This window comes from Pantoea sp. USMM079 (assembly GCF_037153115.1).
GTDB lineage: Bacteria > Pseudomonadota > Gammaproteobacteria > Enterobacterales > Enterobacteriaceae > Pantoea > Pantoea communis.
This window is the reverse complement of sequence record NZ_JBBCKX010000004.1, coordinates 1-16,992: the sequence shown is the minus strand read 5'-3', so window position 1 is coordinate 16,992 and position 16,992 is coordinate 1. Positions and strand designations below refer to the sequence as shown.

Annotated in this window: 19 protein-coding genes; 10 read left to right on the top strand and 9 right to left on the bottom strand. The window is 54.3% G+C overall.

Going from position 1 to position 16,992, the window contains the following annotated elements:
• Window positions 1–61: 61 nt before the first annotated feature.
• From WFP70_RS08225 to eptA, 3 genes are read right to left on the bottom strand one after another with little or no spacing between them, the layout of a single operon-like run.
• Window positions 62–1,159 (bottom strand): alkene reductase, encoded by a 1,098-nt coding sequence (locus WFP70_RS08225; RefSeq protein WP_058959756.1) that lies wholly within the window; start codon window positions 1,157–1,159, stop codon window positions 62–64.
• Window positions 1,160–1,209: 50 nt separating this feature from the next.
• A complete protein-coding gene (locus WFP70_RS08220; RefSeq protein ID WP_160834602.1) occupies window positions 1,210–1,806 on the bottom strand; it encodes a TetR/AcrR family transcriptional regulator in 597 nt (198 codons plus the stop codon).
• A gap of 39 nt (window positions 1,807–1,845) precedes the next feature.
• Complete coding sequence (eptA, locus tag WFP70_RS08215; RefSeq protein WP_034821617.1) at window positions 1,846–3,483, bottom strand: phosphoethanolamine transferase EptA; 1,638 nt, start codon at window positions 3,481–3,483, stop codon at window positions 1,846–1,848.
• Between the two features lie 227 nt (window positions 3,484–3,710).
• Here eptA and WFP70_RS08210 point away from each other — a divergent pair, with 227 nt between their 5' ends.
• The 4 genes from WFP70_RS08210 (at window position 3,711) to WFP70_RS08195 (ending at window position 6,121) form a co-directional block, all read left to right on the top strand.
• Complete coding sequence (locus WFP70_RS08210) at window positions 3,711–3,950, top strand: DUF1289 domain-containing protein (RefSeq protein WP_034821614.1); 240 nt, start codon at window positions 3,711–3,713, stop codon at window positions 3,948–3,950.
• Window positions 3,951–4,022: 72 nt separating this feature from the next.
• A complete protein-coding gene (locus WFP70_RS08205) occupies window positions 4,023–4,919 on the top strand; it encodes an aldo/keto reductase (protein ID WP_337023275.1) in 897 nt (298 codons plus the stop codon).
• Window positions 4,920–5,000: 81 nt separating this feature from the next.
• The gene (gene sodC, locus WFP70_RS08200; protein ID WP_160869822.1) at window positions 5,001–5,519 is read left to right on the top strand and encodes a superoxide dismutase family protein; all 519 of its coding nucleotides are present in this window, start codon (window positions 5,001–5,003) and stop codon (window positions 5,517–5,519) included.
• Window positions 5,520–5,653: 134 nt separating this feature from the next.
• Window positions 5,654–6,121, top strand: a complete 468-nt coding sequence (locus WFP70_RS08195) for a hypothetical protein (RefSeq protein WP_034821596.1) — start codon at window positions 5,654–5,656, stop codon at window positions 6,119–6,121.
• On the opposite strand, the gene WFP70_RS08190 is transcribed toward WFP70_RS08195, so the two are convergent.
• The 3 genes from WFP70_RS08190 to WFP70_RS08180 are packed head-to-tail and all read right to left on the bottom strand — an operon-like array spanning window position 6,122 to window position 9,230.
• The gene (locus WFP70_RS08190) at window positions 6,122–8,122 is read right to left on the bottom strand and encodes an FUSC family protein (RefSeq protein WP_337023276.1); all 2,001 of its coding nucleotides are present in this window, start codon (window positions 8,120–8,122) and stop codon (window positions 6,122–6,124) included.
• Between the two features lie 7 nt (window positions 8,123–8,129).
• A complete protein-coding gene (locus tag WFP70_RS08185) occupies window positions 8,130–8,987 on the bottom strand; it encodes an efflux RND transporter periplasmic adaptor subunit (protein WP_058959762.1) in 858 nt (285 codons plus the stop codon).
• Window positions 8,988–8,993: 6 nt separating this feature from the next.
• Window positions 8,994–9,230: a DUF1656 domain-containing protein gene (locus WFP70_RS08180; protein WP_038647264.1), complete on the bottom strand. Its 237-nt coding sequence runs from the start codon at window positions 9,228–9,230 to the stop codon at window positions 8,994–8,996.
• 152 nt (window positions 9,231–9,382) lie between these two features.
• Here WFP70_RS08180 and slyA point away from each other — a divergent pair, with 152 nt between their 5' ends.
• Window positions 9,383–9,820, top strand: a complete 438-nt coding sequence (slyA, locus tag WFP70_RS08175) for a transcriptional regulator SlyA (RefSeq protein WP_034821588.1) — start codon at window positions 9,383–9,385, stop codon at window positions 9,818–9,820.
• 41 nt (window positions 9,821–9,861) lie between these two features.
• Here slyA and slyB read toward each other — a convergent pair whose 3' ends face one another.
• The gene (gene slyB / locus WFP70_RS08170) at window positions 9,862–10,329 is read right to left on the bottom strand and encodes an outer membrane lipoprotein SlyB (protein ID WP_034821586.1); all 468 of its coding nucleotides are present in this window, start codon (window positions 10,327–10,329) and stop codon (window positions 9,862–9,864) included.
• A 285-nt stretch (window positions 10,330–10,614) separates the two neighbouring features.
• On the opposite strand from slyB, the gene anmK reads away from it, so the two are divergent.
• The 5 genes from anmK (at window position 10,615) to pdxY (ending at window position 15,076) form a co-directional block, all read left to right on the top strand.
• The gene (gene anmK, locus WFP70_RS08165) at window positions 10,615–11,736 is read left to right on the top strand and encodes an anhydro-N-acetylmuramic acid kinase (RefSeq protein WP_166931592.1); all 1,122 of its coding nucleotides are present in this window, start codon (window positions 10,615–10,617) and stop codon (window positions 11,734–11,736) included.
• Window positions 11,737–11,746: 10 nt separating this feature from the next.
• On the top strand, window positions 11,747–12,076 hold the full coding sequence (locus tag WFP70_RS08160) for an MliC family protein (RefSeq protein ID WP_160869826.1): 330 nt from the start codon (window positions 11,747–11,749) through the stop codon (window positions 12,074–12,076).
• Between the two features lie 14 nt (window positions 12,077–12,090).
• Entirely contained in the window at window positions 12,091–12,747 is a 657-nt protein-coding gene (gene pdxH, locus WFP70_RS08155; protein ID WP_045834198.1) for a pyridoxamine 5'-phosphate oxidase, read from the top strand.
• Between the two features lie 139 nt (window positions 12,748–12,886).
• Window positions 12,887–14,161: a tyrosine--tRNA ligase gene (gene tyrS, locus WFP70_RS08150; RefSeq protein WP_045813988.1), complete on the top strand. Its 1,275-nt coding sequence runs from the start codon at window positions 12,887–12,889 to the stop codon at window positions 14,159–14,161.
• Window positions 14,162–14,215: 54 nt separating this feature from the next.
• On the top strand, window positions 14,216–15,076 hold the full coding sequence (gene pdxY, locus WFP70_RS08145) for a pyridoxal kinase PdxY (RefSeq protein ID WP_337023277.1): 861 nt from the start codon (window positions 14,216–14,218) through the stop codon (window positions 15,074–15,076).
• An 81-nt stretch (window positions 15,077–15,157) separates the two neighbouring features.
• Here the strand turns inward: pdxY and gstA are convergent, their stop codons facing one another.
• Window positions 15,158–15,763 (bottom strand): glutathione transferase GstA, encoded by a 606-nt coding sequence (gene gstA, locus WFP70_RS08140; protein ID WP_196250085.1) that lies wholly within the window; start codon window positions 15,761–15,763, stop codon window positions 15,158–15,160.
• Window positions 15,764–15,837: 74 nt separating this feature from the next.
• Entirely contained in the window at window positions 15,838–16,746 is a 909-nt protein-coding gene (locus tag WFP70_RS08135) for a LysR family transcriptional regulator (RefSeq protein ID WP_337023278.1), read from the bottom strand.
• Between the last annotated feature and the right edge of the window lie 246 nt (window positions 16,747–16,992).

The window sequence follows — 16,992 nt, the reverse complement described above, 5'->3', positions numbered from 1 at the left end:
ATAGCCAGTTAATGCCCTGAAGAAACAGCACTGCCGCACATCCGGTGCGGCAGCTTGATTCTTACAGGCTTGGGTAATCCGTATAGCCTTCAGCGCCGCCGCCGTAGAAGCTTTCCGGACGCTGTGGATTCAGCGGTGCGTCTTGCTGCAGACGCTCAACCAGATCCGGGTTAGCAATAAAGTCGCGACCAAAGGCCACGGCATCAATCAAGCCACGTGCAATCAGGTCGTCAGCTTTCTCAACGCTGTAAGCACCCGCACCGATGATTACGCCTGGGAACAGCGCACGCACTTTTGCACGGAAAGCATCGCTGTAAGGCTGGCCACCGGCCCAGTCTGGTTCAGACAGGTGCAGATACGCGAGACCACGCTGGCCCAGCTCGGAGATGTACCACAGCGCGGCAGCTTCTTCATCGGCTCCATTTTCCAGATTCTGAAAGGCTCCGATTGGCGAGATACGAATGCCGATACGATCGGCAGACCAGTTAGCAATCGCCGCATCCACCACTTCCAGCGCGAATCGACCGCGTTTCTCAATCGAGCCACCGTATTCATCGGTACGCTGGTTAGAACCCGGCGCCAGGAACTGGTGCATCAGGTAGCCGTGGGCAGAATGCAGCTCCAGCAGGTCGAAATCGGCTTCACGCGCGTTTGCCGCCGCCTGACCGAAATCTTTTACGATCTGCTGAATTTCCGCCACGCTCAATTCACGCGGCAGGGAGGTATCTTCACGGTAAACGGTGCCATCTTCAGCACGCAATGAGGTACGCGTGCCCGCAGCCAGAGCTGAAGGTGCAACAGGCGCTTTGCCTTCCGGCTGAACGCTGTTATGCGAAATACGGCCGGTGTGCCACAGTTGCACCGCGCTGTGACCTTTCGCCGCATGAATGCTTTCGTTGATCACTTTCCACGCGGCAATTTGCTGCTGAGTATGCAAACCCGGTGCACCAGCATAACCTTTCGCCTGGAAAGAGATCTGCGTTGCTTCAGTAATGATCAGACCGGCGCTGGCGCGCTGCTGATAATATTCCGCCATCAGCGGGGTTGGGATGTCGCCCGGCTCAATGCTGCGCAGACGCGTCAGCGGTGCCATAAATACACGGTTAGGTACGGTAATCGCGCCCACTTTGAGTGGGGAGAACAGCTGTTTACTCGCCATGATGACTCCTATAAGTAGACCGGTCGTCTAGAAACTGCGGTTTTTAAAAATCAGTGGCCATTCAGCCACTGTTCAATGGTTTCAAGTGCCAAGGTAATCGGGCCTGACTCTCGCGAAATTTTGCTTTGCAAACTGGCGCCTAACCACAACAGGTAACAGCGCTGTGCCAGTTGCTCGGGCGTTTGTCCATACGGCAGCGGCTGTTCAGCGGCGACTTCGCTCAAACAGCGGGCATAAGTCGCGATCATAGCGCTGGCACCATGCTGCAAGGCATCACGCATCGGTTCTGATAAATCGCAGACTTCCGCCGATAACTTCACACCCAAACAGCCCACGATATGGCCTTGCTCGATAAATAGCGTGGCGCCATAGCGGAAGTGGGCCAGCAAACGTTCCCGTGCTGACAAGCCCGGCTGATTTAACTGTTGATCGACCTGCTGCAGGTAGTTAACGAAATAGCGTTCCAGCAACGCCACGCCAAAAGCTTCTTTGGAGCGGAAGTAGTGGTAAAACGATCCTTTGGGCACTTCCGCCAGCGCCAGCATTTCGCTCAGGCCCATGCCGGTAAAACCGCGTTGCAGACAAACCTGCTCGCCAGTAGCGAGCAGATGTTCACGGGTTTCGTTGCGTTGCACAGTCTTGTTCATGGGCCACACAGTATTAGACCAGTCGGTCTAATGCAAACCTTATCCGGCATTTTGGCACGATCTGATCATGTCCAGTTGCGGTTGGTACTCTTGCGTTTGGATGTTGAACATGCCCAAAACCGTATGGAAAAGATTGTCTTGCGACACTTTCTCACTCGCGGCCTGCTGGCGTAAACAGGTCTCGTTAATGTGGAACGCCGACGCATAGCCTGGTGACATCCACATCAACAGTGGGATATGTGTCTGCTGTGAGGGCGCAAACATATAAGGCGCACCGTGCAGATACATACCGTGTTCACCCAGTGATTCACCGTGATCTGAGAGATAGACCAGCGCTACGTTGAAGCGATCGCTCAAAGCTTTGAGTTTATCAATGGTGCGGCTCACCATATCGTCGGTGTACAACAGAGAGTTATCATAGGTATTCACCAACGCCTGATGATCGCAATCCTGAATCTGGTTGCTATCGCAGGTTGGCGTGAAGCGACGGAATTCCGCCGGATAGCGCTGATAATAGGCCGGACCGTGGCTGCCCATTTGATGTAACACGATAATCCCGTCATTGTGCAGACTGTCCACATAGTTATCAAAACGATGCAGCAGAACATCATCGAGGCAGAAACCATCGTGGCAATATTGCGATAAATTCCACTGTGTCATATCGGTGTGCGGCACGCGATCGCAGGCCCCTTTACAGCCGCCATCGTTTTCGCGCCACAACACACTGACCCCGGCGTGGGCGAGGATATCTAACACGCCTTCCTGATGATGCGCCAGGTTGGCGTCGTAATGTTCTCGCGGCATGTTGGAGAACATGCAGGGCACTGAAATGGCGGTCTCCGTGCCACAAGAACTGGCGTCGGGATAGTAGATAACCTGCTGTTTTTTCAGCTCAGGATTGGTTTCACGCGCATAGCCGCCAAGAGAGAAGTTCTCAGCACGTCCGGTTTCGCCGACCACTAATACCACCAGCGTTTTCTTCGGTTCCGCGGTGATCAGCGGGCCTTTTTTGGCATCCTGGCCAATTTTGACCAGCGCCTGGCTGCCTTGCAGATAACGCTGATCAACGTAATGACCGGTGCCGCTGACAATATTGGCCGGGGTGATCATCTTCACCAGCCCTTTATTGTTGCGAATCAGCGAAGCGTAATCTTTGTAGAACAGCACCGCCATCAGCAGAATCAGCAAAATCGCACCCAGCGCCCCGGCCAGGCGTTGCAGCAGGCTCCACCACCAGCGTTGGCCCGTTTTAATGCGCACCATGCAGATGGCGGCGACGGGCACCAACCCCATCAAGATCATCCACACCACATAACCACTGCTGATCAGTGCTCCAGCTTCCTGAGCATCCGACTCAAACACGTTTTCGATCATGTTGGTGTCGATCACCGTACCGAAGCTGTGCATAAAGTAGTTAGCGGCGGCGCTGGCCAGCACCAACAGAATAAGCAGCGGCTTGCGAACATAGGGCCATGCCAGCAACGAGAAAATCAGATAGAACGCAGAGGCCAGCACCACCGGAATGCTGGCAGCAAACAGGTAATCGTGAAGGCGATCGTAAGGGATAATTTCCCACGCGCGCAGTAGAAACAGGGCGTTGAGCACGAGGGTAAAAAACAGGGCGGCAATCAGATTAAAACTGCTGGCATGGCACTGTAACTTGTTCGGGAATTTCATGAAAACTCAGTAGCAGGATGGAATGTGACAATCGTATGAATTCAATATGAGGAAAACCTTAACGCTTATTAAACAGTACCCAACCAAGGGTTTTTGCGCTGAGAACAATGGTAAATATCCATTTCCGTGGTGATGGCTGGATGAAATCTGGGCGAACTACGTATACGCTTTGCACAATGTCACTAAGCTGTTATCAATATAAAGCTTATTGTTAAACCGGAGTGGATGTGGCCGAGCAATTAGAGTTCTTTCCTGTTCCCAGCCCGTGTCGCGGCATCTGTCAGAGTGATGCGCGCGGCTATTGTCGCGGCTGTCTGCGTAGCCGTGAGGAACGCTTTAACTGGATGAAGTTTACCGATGCGCAAAAACGTGATGTGTTGCGGTTATGTCGCCAACGCTGGCTGCGCCTGCATCGACAACAAAAAGTCGATGAGAATCATGATCCGGAACAACCCTCACTGTTTTAAGAAAACGATGATTTGCCTTTCCGTTATACTCCCAGCTTCGCTTTCCGCTTTCGCGTTCAAGGGAGTTTACCGATGTTACAACCGCAAACTATCGCCCCGCAGGGACCTCAATTCTCACCGCTGATCGTTGGCTACTGGCGCCTGCTGGAGTGGGGCATGACGCCGCAGCAGTTAGTGGCTTTTATCGAGCATCATCTGTCATTGGGCATCACCACGGTCGATCACGCCGATATTTATGGTAACTACGGTTGTGAAGCCGCTTTTGGCGAGGCGCTGCGTCTGGCACCGGGGCTGCGTGAAAAACTGCAGATTGTCACCAAATGCGGCATTGCAACACGCGCCAAACCGGAACATAAAATTGGCCATTACATTACCGAGGCCAGCCACATCCTGCACAGTGCGGAAAATTCCCTGCGCTACTTCAACACCGATTATCTCGATCTGCTGCTGATTCATCGCCCGGATCCGTTAATGGATGCAGATGAAATGGCCGAAGCCTTTATGGCACTGCATCAGAGCGGCAAAGTGCGTCACTTCGGCGTGTCGAACTTTACCGCTTCCCAGTTCACGCTGCTGCAATCTCGCCTGCCGTTTAGCCTGGTGACCAACCAACTGGAAATCTCACCGCTGGAACAGTCAACGCTGCTCGATGGCACGCTCGACCAGTGTCAGCAGGTGCGCATCCGCCCGATGGCATGGTCCTGTTTAGGCGGTGGACGTCTGTTTAACGATGCGCATTATCAGCCGCTGCGTGATGAGCTTGAGCAGGTCAAACAGGAAATCGGCGCGAGCAGCATTGAACAGGTGGTGTATGCATGGGTGATGAAATTGCCAAGCCGCCCACTGCCAATCATCGGATCCGGTAAAGCCACGCGCGTCAGCGAAGCGGCAGGCGCTTGCCAACTGTCGCTCGATCGTCAGCAGTGGTTCCGCATTCGCAAAGCGGCACTCGGTTTTGATGTGCCCTGAAGCGTAAAACTACGTCAAATTACGGCAGCCTGGCCTATTCCGGTCCAGGCTTACAGGGCATTTCAACCGTAAGGAGACGTTATGAAAAAAATTCTCATCGCCACACTGGCGCTGGTCTGTGCTGCTGGCGCTCAGGCCGCCTCTGAAGAGGTGACATTGCATGAGGTCACCGCACAGGGTATCGGCGCCGCCATTGGCAAAGTCACTATCAGTGAAACGCCATATGGTTTGCAGTTCGCCCCCGCGCTAACCGGCCTTAAACCGGGTATTCACGGCTTCCACGTGCATGCCAAAGGCAGTTGTGAGCCTGGTCAATCGGATGGCAAAACTGTTGCGGCCGGCGCAGCGGGTGGACATCTGGATCCACAAAACACCGGCAAACATCTCGGGCCTTACGCCGAAGGTCATCTGGGCGATCTGCCTGCTCTGTATGTCACTGATGATGGCAAGGCCGATTACCCGGTGGTGGCGCCGCGTATAAAATCGCTGAGCGAAGTGAAAGGGAAGGCGTTAATGGTTCATGTGGGTGGCGATAATCATGCAGATCATCCGCAGCCGTTAGGGGGAGGCGGTGCCCGATTTGCCTGCGGTGTGATTTAAACTCTCAGGCGGCAGGCAATCTGCCGTCTGCATCTTTTCACTGCCGGAAAAATTCTGACCCACTTTCCCGCTACACTCCGCACGCTATCCGTCCTATGATGTTGATTCAGGAATAAAACCTCTCAGGGGCAGGAATGAAAACGCGTGGGATTTTGCTGTTATGTGTATTACTCGCGGGATGTGATCAACCTAACGAAACGCAGTTGAGGTTAGACACCAGCCGCCAGTTACAGCGCACCATTGATACCAACCCGCTGCGTGCAAGTTGTGAAGATATCGCTCGCGGACGGGAGTGGCTTACCCCGCACACGCTCGAACAGTTACAGGCACAGGGCTGTCAGAATGTGCTGCGCAGCGCCACCGAAACCAATTTCCTGCACACCGAGTTTTTTCACCGCACGTTAACCACGGTTTGCGGCTCAATCCGGGGGAAAAGTTTCACCGGCACGTTTCTCGATCGTCGCTTTATCTATTCGTATGAGGAGCGATACCTGGTGATTGAGCCGATGACCGAGCAAGACAAAACCCGTTTTGAAGGGCACAAAACCTTGCAGCAGTTGCAGGACGATTTTAACCGCCAGACCACACAATATTGCCAGTAATCAATCCGGCACCGCCTGACTTAACTGTGCTAACGAACAGCGCAGGCGCCATAAAATGCCCGCCAGCGTATTGGCTTCGCTATCAGGCTGCTGCTGCAGTTGCGCAATCATCCCTTCCAGCTCATCCAGCGTGGCCTGCAACGAAGTATGACGCACGCCGCGCAGGCTCATAATCCGTTGCAGATCCTGCAAACTGCTATCGCGCATTTGCGCCAGAGTGGCTGAGGCTGGCCGCCATTCGCGTAATTGCCAGACAATATGGGAACAGTTGAGCAGCACCACGCCCCAGCGCAGCAGCCAGACACGCGCCTGTTCATCACGGCTACTACTCAGCTGGCTGATGTGATGGTAGATCTGCGATTCAAAGTGGCTCTCGCTGAGACGTGGATGGCGTCGCAGCTGGTCAAGAAATGCATGGCGTAACGCGCGAATATGCCTGCGGCTACGGCGCGCATCGGAGCTGGGGCGCAGTACCTGAAAAGCCATCCATGCCAGCAGCACGCCACACACTTTGGCCAGATTGTCATTGAGAAAGCTTTGGTAATCCCAGTCTGGCGGGTTGGTGACGGCAATAAATGAACCCATAAACACAATAAATTGTCCCCACATCCCCGCGCGCTTTTTCTGCTGCAGCTTAAACAGTTGCAAGGTGATCAGCAGCGGAAACAGCACCAGCAGAAATTGCCACAGGGCGCTGATTTGTACCATCAAACCGTATTGCAGCAGAAAACTAAACACCGATAGCCATAGCAGGGTTTTCAGCAACAGTGACACGCTGCCGCTGGGGGAGGGAGCGGAAGAGTAGAGCACGCAGGCAATCGCCGTCAGCGTTAACGCTGCTGCGCCTGCATCCCATTGTGTGCCAATCCAGAAAGCGCAGCCCAGCATGATCACGCTGAAGGTGCGCAACGCACTCCAGCCGGCTTCAGCGCTGTCGCTTTCACGTGCCAGAGAGGGCACTTTTGGCGGTTGAAAGCGCGTATCGGCGTCTGCGCGCTCAATCAAACGTATCCAGCGATTAACGTTGAGGTAAACCCAGCAGAAATAACGTAAACGTTGAACAAACGCGCGCTGACGATAATCGCCGGTGGCGTCCGGTGTTACGCTACGCAGTATGCGCGCCAGACGATATTTATCACACTGCGGCAATGCGAGTTCGTGTAACAACTGTTGAATGGCGGTGTAGAGTTCCGGTGGTGCATCCGGCCAGTTCAGCAGCATGCGGCGCAGGCTGGAGAGAACGCTGGTCAGGCGCAACTGCTGGTGCAAAACATAGTTAAGCACGTTGTTCTGACGGCGATAGCGGTAATGGCTCCAGAAGGCCTGAATACGCAGCAAGTTCATAGTGAGAATCTGGCTGATGACATTCTCATGCGCGGTGCGCACGTTATCAGTACTGCTTTGTTGCAGCAGTAAAACCGCATGGTCGAGCAGACGGGCGTGCATCTGCCGCAGTGAAGTCATCAAGGTGTTGCCATCTGATGTACTGGGCAAAACCATCATCATCAGTCCGGCACATAAAATGCCTGAAATCACCTCGCAAACGCGCGCCTGAGTGATATCCCACAATTGGGTCACATCGGTAATATTGACGCTGCTAAAGGCAATGATCGCTGCGGTGTAACCGGCCAGAGAGAATGCGTAGGCGACATTGTTTTGATAGTGGTTGGCGATCCAGGTACAAAACGCCAGCCAGCCGGCCATAAAAAAGGCAAATAGCCAGGGTTCGTTGAGCGTATGCCCGGCAATCAGCAGCGCGGCGGTGGCACCGAGCAGGCTGCCGACAATACGCCCCAGACTTTTACTGATCGCACCGCCCACGGTGGGAAAACTCACCACGGCGGCGGAGGTTATCGCCCAATAGGGTTCATCCAGTTGCAGCGCATAGGCGATGGTGAGCGCCAGACACATCGCAATCGCATTACGCAAGGCATAGCGCCATTCGCCGCCGGTTGCTTTAATCCACGGCAGATTTTGCCAGGCCAGCCACTGCAGATTCATGACGGCCTCAATGTGCGATGGAAATCGTACAGGTGGTGCCCGCCACGAGCGGAACATCATCCGGAATCGCATCCAAACGAATGCGTACCGGCACACGCTGTGCCAAGCGCACCCAAGGCACGTTGGGTTTGATGTCTGGCACTAAACCGCCATCGGTAGAAACGCTCTGATCGTAAATAGCGCGCCCGATACTCTCCACTTTTCCCTGTAAGCGAGTGCCATTACTGTAGAGTACGATTTGCGCGTCGGCGCCGGGCTGAATGTGACGCAGTTTGGTCTCTTCGAAATAGCCCATCACATAATAGGAGTGGCTATCCACCAGGGCGAACAACGGTGTTCCGGCGGTGGCGTAGTTGCCGGGACGCAGCGTCAGGTTGCTGATCCAACCGTCGGTGGGCGCGGTAAGGGTGGTTTGTTGCAGATTCCAGCGCGCCTGATCCAGACTCGCCTGTGCCGCTTTAGCCGTTGCTGCGGCGGCGTTCGCTGTCAGTCGTGCGGCATCCATATCTTCTGCTGAGATCACATTACGTGGCAGGCTGGCACGGCGATTGGCTTCGTGTTGGGCTTTGGCCAAATCGGATTGCGCCTTCGCCAGTTGGGCATCCGCATTATCCAGCGCAATTTGCCAGGGCACGGGATCGATCTTTAAAAGGATGTCACCTTTATGCACAAACTGGTTGTCATGCACCTTGAGATCAATGATGCGGCCAGACACTTCCGGTGTGATATCAACCAGCTCAGCGCGCACTTTGCCATCACGTGTCCACGGTGACTGCATGTAGTAGTTCCACATCCACCAGCCGGCAATCAGGGCCAGGGCAAACACCACCAGTGTTGAAAAGTATTTAAAAGGGTTGAATTTCATGGTGATTTATCCGAGGCTCAGTATCCACAGTGCGCCAGTGACGCACAGAACAAACAGGGAAAGATCCATTAAGGTGGGATGCCAGATGTCGCCGGAGTACATCCAGCCGCGCAGCAACGGGTGAATCAGTAACCAGAAAAAGAAACCCAGCAGCACAGCTTTAAACAGCGGCGGAAAGAACAGCGAGGCACCAAATACCAGGTCGGTAAGCGGAGCGGTGGCGGAAAGTGCGGTAATGGACACGTGTCTTCATCCTTCATTGTCCCAGGTTCTCTCTCAAACTAGCGTAGAAGAGAGCGTGCCGTCTGGCCTGGGATTTGTAATTTGTCCTGTAAACTCGCAGAATAGTGTAAAATCTGGCTTGATAGCTAGCAAGCTAATTATAAGGAGATGAAATGGATACGCCCCTCGGTACAGACCTGTCTCGGCTGGTACGCATCTGGCGTGCCTTGATTGACCAGCGTTTGAAGCCGCTTGAGTTGACACAAACGCATTGGGTGACGTTACACAATATTCATCAACTTCCGCCAGAGCAGTCGCAGATCCAGCTGGCCAAAGCCATTGGTATTGAACAACCTTCGCTGGTGCGTACGCTGGATCAGTTGGAAGAGAAGGGACTCATCACGCGTGCCACCTGTGCTAACGACCGTCGTGCCAAACGCATTAAGTTGACGAAGCAGGCCGAGCCGATTATCGAGCAGGTTGAAAATGTGATTGATGCGACCCGCGATGACATCCTTTCGGGCATCAGCCTCGAAGAGATTAATCAAATGGTCACGCTGATTGCTCGACTGGAAAAAAACATTCTCGAGTTCCAAAACCGCGAGAAATAAAAAAACCGACGCGCTGGCGTCGGTTTTTTTTATCTGTTCGCTTAGCGTGGTGAAACGGTGACCTGGCTACCGTTTGACGCCATCACGACGCGCTGGCCCACAGAGTAACGGGTTGCGGCCTGCTTCTGCACCACCATGATGGTGTTGCCATCGTCTTTGCGGATCTCCAGTTCAACACCGTCAGACTTGTTGACCGCACCCTGCACGCCCTGGCCCGCTACGCCGCCAAGTACCGCACCGCCTGCTGTGGCCAGGCTGCGACCGGTGCCACCACCAATGGTGTTACCGAGGAAACCACCCAGCACCGCACCACCAATCGCGCCAATCACGTTATTTTCATCGCCACCCTGGATTTTAACCGGGCGAACCGACACCAGAGTACCGTATGAGACACTTTGTACTTGTTTGGCTTCATTGGCGCTATACACATCACCGGAAAGGGTGTCATTGCTGACACAACCTGCCAGCGTCAGGCCGGTCAGTGCCACGGCTACAAAACGCTTAATCATCAGAAAGCTCCTTAATGCAAAAAAACGCCATGTTCTCGTCCTCTACAGCAAGAGTATAAGACAGAAAGCTGGCAATTGACTCTATGTCCAAATAATACGCGGCTGAGGCGAAGGATAGACCATTGCCCCTCAACAAAAATTCAATTTCGTGCTGAAAATATTTTATCGCTGAAATGCCGTGTGCGGTGCGGTTGAAAAGCGGAATTTTATCATAGAATTAGCCGCTGATATTTGCCAGGCTAAACAGAATCGAATTGAAGACTCGCGCGTGAGTAAGGAACCGCTATGAAATCAGGACGCTATATTGGTGTGATGTCCGGCACCAGCCTCGACGGTGTCGATGTGGTACTGGCGGTGATTGATAATCATATGGTGGCGCAGCAGGCCAGCTATTGTCACCCGATGCCGCAGGAGATTCGGCAACAGGTGCTGGCAATCTGTCAGGGGCAATCGCTGACGCTGTCGCAACTCGGCCAACTGGATACACGGCTGGGCAAGCTATTTGCCGAAGCGGTGTTAACGCTAATGCAGCAGCAATCGCTGGAAGCCAGCGACATCATGGCAATAGGTTGCCACGGTCAGACCGTGTGGCATGAGCCGCAGAGCGACGCCCCGAATACGCTACAGATTGGGGACAGCAATCAAATCGCCGCCGCCACGGGAATTACCGTGGTGGCCGATTTTCGTCGTCGCGACATGGCCTTAGGCGGACAAGGCGCGCCACTGGTTCCCGCGTTCCATCAGGCGCTGCTGATGGACAGTGTTGAACGGCGCATGGTGCTCAACATTGGCGGTATTGCCAATCTGTCATTATTGATCCCCGGTCAGCCTGTGCGTGGCTTTGATACCGGGCCTGGCAATATGTTGATTGATGCCTGGATTTGGCGTCATAAGGGCGTGCCCTATGATAAGGATGCTAGCTGGGCGCGAAGTGGTCAGGTGGTGCCTGCACTGCTGGAGGAAATGCTCAACGACCCCTGGTTTGCGCTGCCACCACCGAAAAGTACCGGTCGTGAATACTTCAATCTCGGCTGGGTTGAACGTCAATTACAGCGTTTCCCGGCGCTGGCACCGCAGGATGTGCAGGCCACACTCAGCGAACTCACCGCATTGACCATTGCTCAACAAGTTCAGCTCAATGATGGCTGCGATCGCCTGCTGGTGTGTGGTGGCGGCAGTCGCAACCCATTGCTGATGGCGCGGCTGGCGGCCCATTTGCCGGGTACAGAAGTGGGGACGACGGATGACGCCGGGATCAGTGGTGATGATATGGAAGCGTTGGCCTTCGCCTGGCTGGCGTTTCGCACCTTGTCCGGTTTGCCAGGCAATTTGCCGGCCGTCACTGGTGCACGGGAAATGAGTGTATTGGGCGCCATTTATCCGGCGAATGCCCGATTGACACATTAAGGAGTGAAAGATGAAAAAAATCGTTATTCTGTTGAGCTGTGTCGTCGCGATGAGTGGCTGCGGCATGATGCACAAAGAGCAGCCTACACCACAGACATTGCGCTATCAGTGCGGCACGTTACCGTTAACGGTGACACTGGACAATCCAAAGCAGCAGGTGAGCTTTATTCTGGATGGTAAACCGCTCACCTTAACCCAAACCGTATCAGCTTCCGGCGCGCGCTACAGCGACGGCACTTATGTCTTCTGGTCGAAAGGCAATGGCGCTTTTGTTGAGCGTAATGACAAAATCGTGATTAATGACTGTGAATTGCAAAATGCGGATACGTCCGCCCAGTAACGAAGAGAATCAGCATGAGCGACAGTGACAGCTTGCAAAACATTGCCCATTTACGTCGTGAGTACACTCGCGGCGGGCTTAGACGTAACGATCTGCCAGACAATCCGCTGGCGTTGTTTGAACACTGGCTCAAGCAGGCGTGCGATGCCCAATTGCCCGATCCTACAGCAATGACCGTCGCCACCGTTGACAGCAGCGGCCAGCCTTATCAGCGTATTGTGTTGCTGAAGCATTACGATGAACAAGGCATGGTGTTTTACACCAATCTGGGCAGCCGCAAAGCGCTGCAGTTGGCGGACAATCCGCGCATCTCGCTGCATTTCCCATGGCACTTTCTTGAACGCCAGGTGATGGTATTAGGAGAAGTGGAAAAACTGTCGCCACTGGAAGTGCTGAAATACTTTAGCAGCCGCCCACGGGATAGCCAGATCGGTGCCTGGGTGTCAAAGCAATCAAGCCGTATTTCGGCGCGTGGTGTGCTGGAAGGCAAGTTCCTTGAACTTAAGCAAAAATTTCAGCAAGGCGAAGTGCCTTTACCCAGTTTCTGGGGCGGATATCGCGTCAAATTCCATACCGTGGAGTTCTGGCAGGGCGGCGAACATCGCCTGCACGACCGCTTCCTCTACCAACGTGAAGGCAACGGCTGGACGATTGACCGTTTAGCGCCGTAAAACTGCGTTTTACCCCCTTTCAACGCTGGCGCAGTTGGCGTCAGCGCTTTATGCTATAGCCCTCATTTTTTTCGTATCCGCATCTCAGCGGAAAGCTGTGTACCAGCCTAGGTGCAGTCTGATCAATTTGGAGTCAGTGATGACCAGCAGTAACCTGATACAACAATTGCAAGAAAGGGGCTTAGTCGCCCAGGTAACGGACGAGGAAGCGTTAGCAGAGCGACTGGCGCAAGGGCCAATTGCACTCTATTGCGGCTTCGATCCGACCGCTGATAGCTTGCATTTGGGCCATCTGGTGCCGCTGCTCTGCCTGAAACGTTTTCAGGACGCCGGACACAAGCCGGTCGCGCTGGTGGGTGGTGCCACCGGTCTGATTGGCGATCCCAGCTTTAAAGCAGCAGAACGTAAACTTAACACCGCGGATACCGTGGGCGAATGGGTTGAGAAGATCCGCAACCAGGTGGCGCCATTCCTCAGCTTCGACTGCGGCGATAATAGTGCTATCGCAGCGAACAACTACGACTGGTTTGGCGGCATGAACGTGCTGACTTTCCTGCGTGACATCGGTAAGCACTTCTCGGTGAACCAGATGATCAACCGCGAAGCGGTGAAACAACGTCTGAACCGTGAAGATCAGGGGATTTCTTACACCGAGTTCTCCTACAACTTGCTGCAGGGTTACGACTTTGCGGAACTGAACAAGCGTCACGATGTGGTGCTGCAGATTGGCGGTTCTGACCAGTGGGGCAACATCACGTCAGGTATCGATCTGACGCGCCGTCTGCATCAGCAGCAGGCGTGGGGCTTGACCGTTCCGCTGATCACCAAATCCGATGGCACCAAATTCGGTAAAACCGAAGGTGGCGCAGTGTGGCTCGATGCGAAGAAAACCAGCCCATACAAATTCTACCAGTTCTGGATCAACACCGCCGATGCTGACGTGTATCGCTTCCTGAAGTTCTTCACCTTTATGAGCATTGAAGAGATCAATGCGCTGGAAGAAGAAGACAAGAACAGCGGTAAAGCGCCACGCGCCCAATACGTGCTGGCAGAGCAGGTAACACGTCTGGTGCACGGCGAAGCGGGTCTGACGGCGGCAAAACGTATTACCGACAGCCTGTTCTCCGGCAGCCTGACCGAGATGACCGAAGCGGACTTCGAACAGCTGGCGCAAGACGGTATGCCGGTGATCAATCTGAATGCAGAAGATGACCTGCAACAGGCGCTGGTGGCGGCTGAGCTGGTGCCGTCTCGTGGCCAGGCGCGTACCATGATCGGTTCCAACGCCGTGTCGCTAAACGGTGAAAAACAATCTGACGCCGAGTATCGTTTCAGCGACAGCGACAAACTGTTTGGTCGCTTCACGCTGTTGCGTCGCGGTAAAAAACACTACTGCCTGATTAACTGGCAGTAAGGTTCGAGGGCCGGTTTCCGGCCCTTTTTTATGGCAAGGCAGTACAGGGCAATAATGAAAAATATCCTCGCAATCCAGTCTCATGTGGTTTACGGCCACGCCGGTAACAGCGCCGCCGAATTCCCCATGCGCCGTATGGGCGCAAACGTTTGGCCGTTAAACACCGTACAGTTCTCTAACCACACGCAATACGGTCACTGGACCGGCACTGTGATGCCCGCTACGCATCTCACCGACATCGTTAAAGGCATTGCGGCGATTGACCGTCTGAAGACCTGTGATGCGGTGCTGAGCGGCTATTTAGGGTCTGCAGAGCAGGGCGAGCAGATTCTGGAAATCGTGCGTCAGGTGAAAGCCGCCAACCCCAACGCCTGGTTCTTCTGCGATCCGGTGATGGGCCATCCCGCGAAGGGCTGCATCGTGGCACCTGGCGTCGCGGAGTTCCATTGCAAGATGGCGATGCCAGCCAGCGATATCATCGCGCCGAACCTGCTGGAGCTGGAAATGCTCAGCGGCCACGAAGTGGCGAATGTTGAGCAGGCGGTAGTGGCGGCACGCACGTTAGTGGCGCAGGGACCGAAAGTGGTGCTGGTGAAACATCTGGCGCGTGCCGGACGTCGCAGCGATCGCTTCGAGATGCTGCTGGTCACCGCTGACGAGTGCTGGCATATCAGCCGTCCGCTGGTGGATTTCGGGGTTCGTCAGCCGGTGGGCGTGGGCGATCTCACCAGTGGTTTGCTGCTGGTCGATCTGCTGCACGGCAAATCGTTACAGGATGCACTGGAACACGTGACCGCCGCAGTGTATGAAGTGATGCTGAAAACTCACGAGATGGGCGAGTACGAGTTGCAACTGGTAGCAGCGCAGGATGCAATTGCACAACCGACTCAGCACTTTGCTGCTGAGAAGCTGTAACGGCTGCGAAATCTGCAGGCGACCACCCGGTGGCCTGCAGACAAGAGGCAAAACAGGCGCACAGGGTGCGCCTGAATCGGCTTAAACCAAACCTTCCGCCTTCAATGCTGCCTGCACCGCAGGGCGCTCCGCCACGCGATCAAACCAGGATTCAAGCGCCGTTAACCCGCTCAAATCCAGCTTGATGGCTTTTGCCCAACGCGTGACCACAAACAGGTAGACATCGGCCACGGTGAAACGTAGTCCCATCAGCCACTGCTTATCCTGCAGCGCTTCATTTACCGCCTGATATTTTTTCTCTAGCTGCGCCCGCACAATCGCTTTGTACTCTTCCGGCGTGTCCGGACGGAACAGCGGCGAGAAGGTTTTATGCAGTTCACTGCTGACAAAGCTCAACCATTCAAGGGTGTGGTAGCGCGTCAGGCTGCCGGTCGGTGCCAGTAAATTGCGATCCGGCTTCAGATCCGCCAGATACTGCACAATGGCAACGCCTTCGGTTAACAAGCTGCCGTCATCAAACTGCAGCGCCGGAACTTGTCCCTTTGGGTTAATCTGCCAGTAATCTTCTCCCTGCTCGGTGACCTTTTTCTGCAGATCGACATTGACCTGGGTAAAGTCCAGCCCGCATTCACGCGCAACAATATGCGGTGACAACGAACAGGCACCGGGCTTGCAATAGAGTTTCATCATGGCTTCTCCTGGAAGTGTGGTTGTGATCGAATTAGCATAAATCTGCGAAAATTTTTTACCAGTGACCGCGATCAGGAATTACGGTCCGCTCTAAACTTTTCCTGCGTAAAACAAGGTAGCGCAGGCAATTGTTCCAGCGCATAGTCCCAGAACTGACGCACCTTAGGCGTCATGTTTTTAACCCGCTGTGTGACCAGTTGTACCGGCAAGGGGGCAGGCTCCCACTCGGGTAATAAACGGATCAGTTTGCCTTCACGAATATCATCCAGCACTTGGTACGACAGCAAACGTCCAATCCCCTGGCCGCCACGCAGCGTTTCCAGCTGGCTTTCAATATCGTTTACGCGCAGACGAGGCAAAATGCGCACGCGTAAATCCTGGGCAAAGCGCCATTCGCGTGTGTGACGCAAACTGGTGATCACCGTATGTTGCTGCAGCTCTGCCGGATGGGCGGGAGCACCTGCAAGCCGAAGATATTCCGGGCTCGCCACCAACGTCGAACGCACGTTGCCCACTTTGCGTGCCACCATTGAAGAATCCTGTAATTCGCCAATGCGCAGCGCGATATCCAACCCGTTCTCAATTAAATCCTGATAGCTGTCACTCAGCACCACTTCGATTTGCATCTCGGGATGTTGCTGCAAGAATGCATTCACCAGCGGCATGACATGGCGGCGGCCGAAAGGCACGGGTGCGGTGATGCGCAGCAGCCCCTGCAGGCCACTGTGATGCGCGCTATCGAGCGCGTGCTGATAATCACCTAATATTTGCTGAGCCCGTTCGAACAGCTGCCAGCCCGCTTCTGTGGGCGCCAGTTGACGAGTGGTGCGTTCAATCAGGGTCGTGCCCAACCGGGACTCGAGGGCATTCAATGTGCGAGTAATGACTGGAGGAGATCGCTGTAAAAAACGTGCAGCACTGGCCAGGCTGCCTTGCTGAATCACCGCGACAAATACCTGAAGTTCTTCAAATCTATCCATGATGAGTCCAGCACGTTTAACAGGAAGCCGTCATCATGCGGGGAAGTGGATAAAAAGCGAAGCTTTGGCAGCAGGAAACGTTAAAGCGGTGGAAAGAAATGAGTAACAGGAAATAAAAAAGCCGGGCGTTTGCCCTAATGCCGATCAGTTAAGGATCAGTTGAACGATCCAGTGGCTGTGTAAGAATCCGGAAACGCTTCGTTTCCGGATTTTTTTATGCAGCTCAGTCAGGCCCTTGATATCGTC

Excerpts from the sequence above, each read along its gene's own strand:
- WFP70_RS08225 (WP_058959756.1), bottom strand. The coding sequence starts at position 1,159 with ATGGCGAGTAAACAGCTGTTCTCCCCACTCAAAGTGGGCGCGATTACC.
- WFP70_RS08220 (WP_160834602.1), bottom strand. The coding sequence starts at position 1,806 with ATGAACAAGACTGTGCAACGCAACGAAACCCGTGAACATCTGCTCGCT.
- eptA (WP_034821617.1), bottom strand. The coding sequence starts at position 3,483 with ATGAAATTCCCGAACAAGTTACAGTGCCATGCCAGCAGTTTTAATCTG.
- WFP70_RS08205 (WP_337023275.1), top strand. The coding sequence starts at position 4,023 with ATGTTACAACCGCAAACTATCGCCCCGCAGGGACCTCAATTCTCACCG.
- sodC (WP_160869822.1), top strand. The coding sequence starts at position 5,001 with ATGAAAAAAATTCTCATCGCCACACTGGCGCTGGTCTGTGCTGCTGGC.
- WFP70_RS08195 (WP_034821596.1), top strand. The coding sequence starts at position 5,654 with ATGAAAACGCGTGGGATTTTGCTGTTATGTGTATTACTCGCGGGATGT.
- WFP70_RS08190 (WP_337023276.1), bottom strand. The coding sequence starts at position 8,122 with ATGAATCTGCAGTGGCTGGCCTGGCAAAATCTGCCGTGGATTAAAGCA.
- WFP70_RS08185 (WP_058959762.1), bottom strand. The coding sequence starts at position 8,987 with ATGAAATTCAACCCTTTTAAATACTTTTCAACACTGGTGGTGTTTGCC.
- slyA (WP_034821588.1), top strand. The coding sequence starts at position 9,383 with ATGGATACGCCCCTCGGTACAGACCTGTCTCGGCTGGTACGCATCTGG.
- slyB (WP_034821586.1), bottom strand. The coding sequence starts at position 10,329 with ATGATTAAGCGTTTTGTAGCCGTGGCACTGACCGGCCTGACGCTGGCA.
- anmK (WP_166931592.1), top strand. The coding sequence starts at position 10,615 with ATGAAATCAGGACGCTATATTGGTGTGATGTCCGGCACCAGCCTCGAC.
- WFP70_RS08160 (WP_160869826.1), top strand. The coding sequence starts at position 11,747 with ATGAAAAAAATCGTTATTCTGTTGAGCTGTGTCGTCGCGATGAGTGGC.
- pdxH (WP_045834198.1), top strand. The coding sequence starts at position 12,091 with ATGAGCGACAGTGACAGCTTGCAAAACATTGCCCATTTACGTCGTGAG.
- tyrS (WP_045813988.1), top strand. The coding sequence starts at position 12,887 with ATGACCAGCAGTAACCTGATACAACAATTGCAAGAAAGGGGCTTAGTC.
- pdxY (WP_337023277.1), top strand. The coding sequence starts at position 14,216 with ATGAAAAATATCCTCGCAATCCAGTCTCATGTGGTTTACGGCCACGCC.
- gstA (WP_196250085.1), bottom strand. The coding sequence starts at position 15,763 with ATGAAACTCTATTGCAAGCCCGGTGCCTGTTCGTTGTCACCGCATATT.
- WFP70_RS08135 (WP_337023278.1), bottom strand. The coding sequence starts at position 16,746 with ATGGATAGATTTGAAGAACTTCAGGTATTTGTCGCGGTGATTCAGCAA.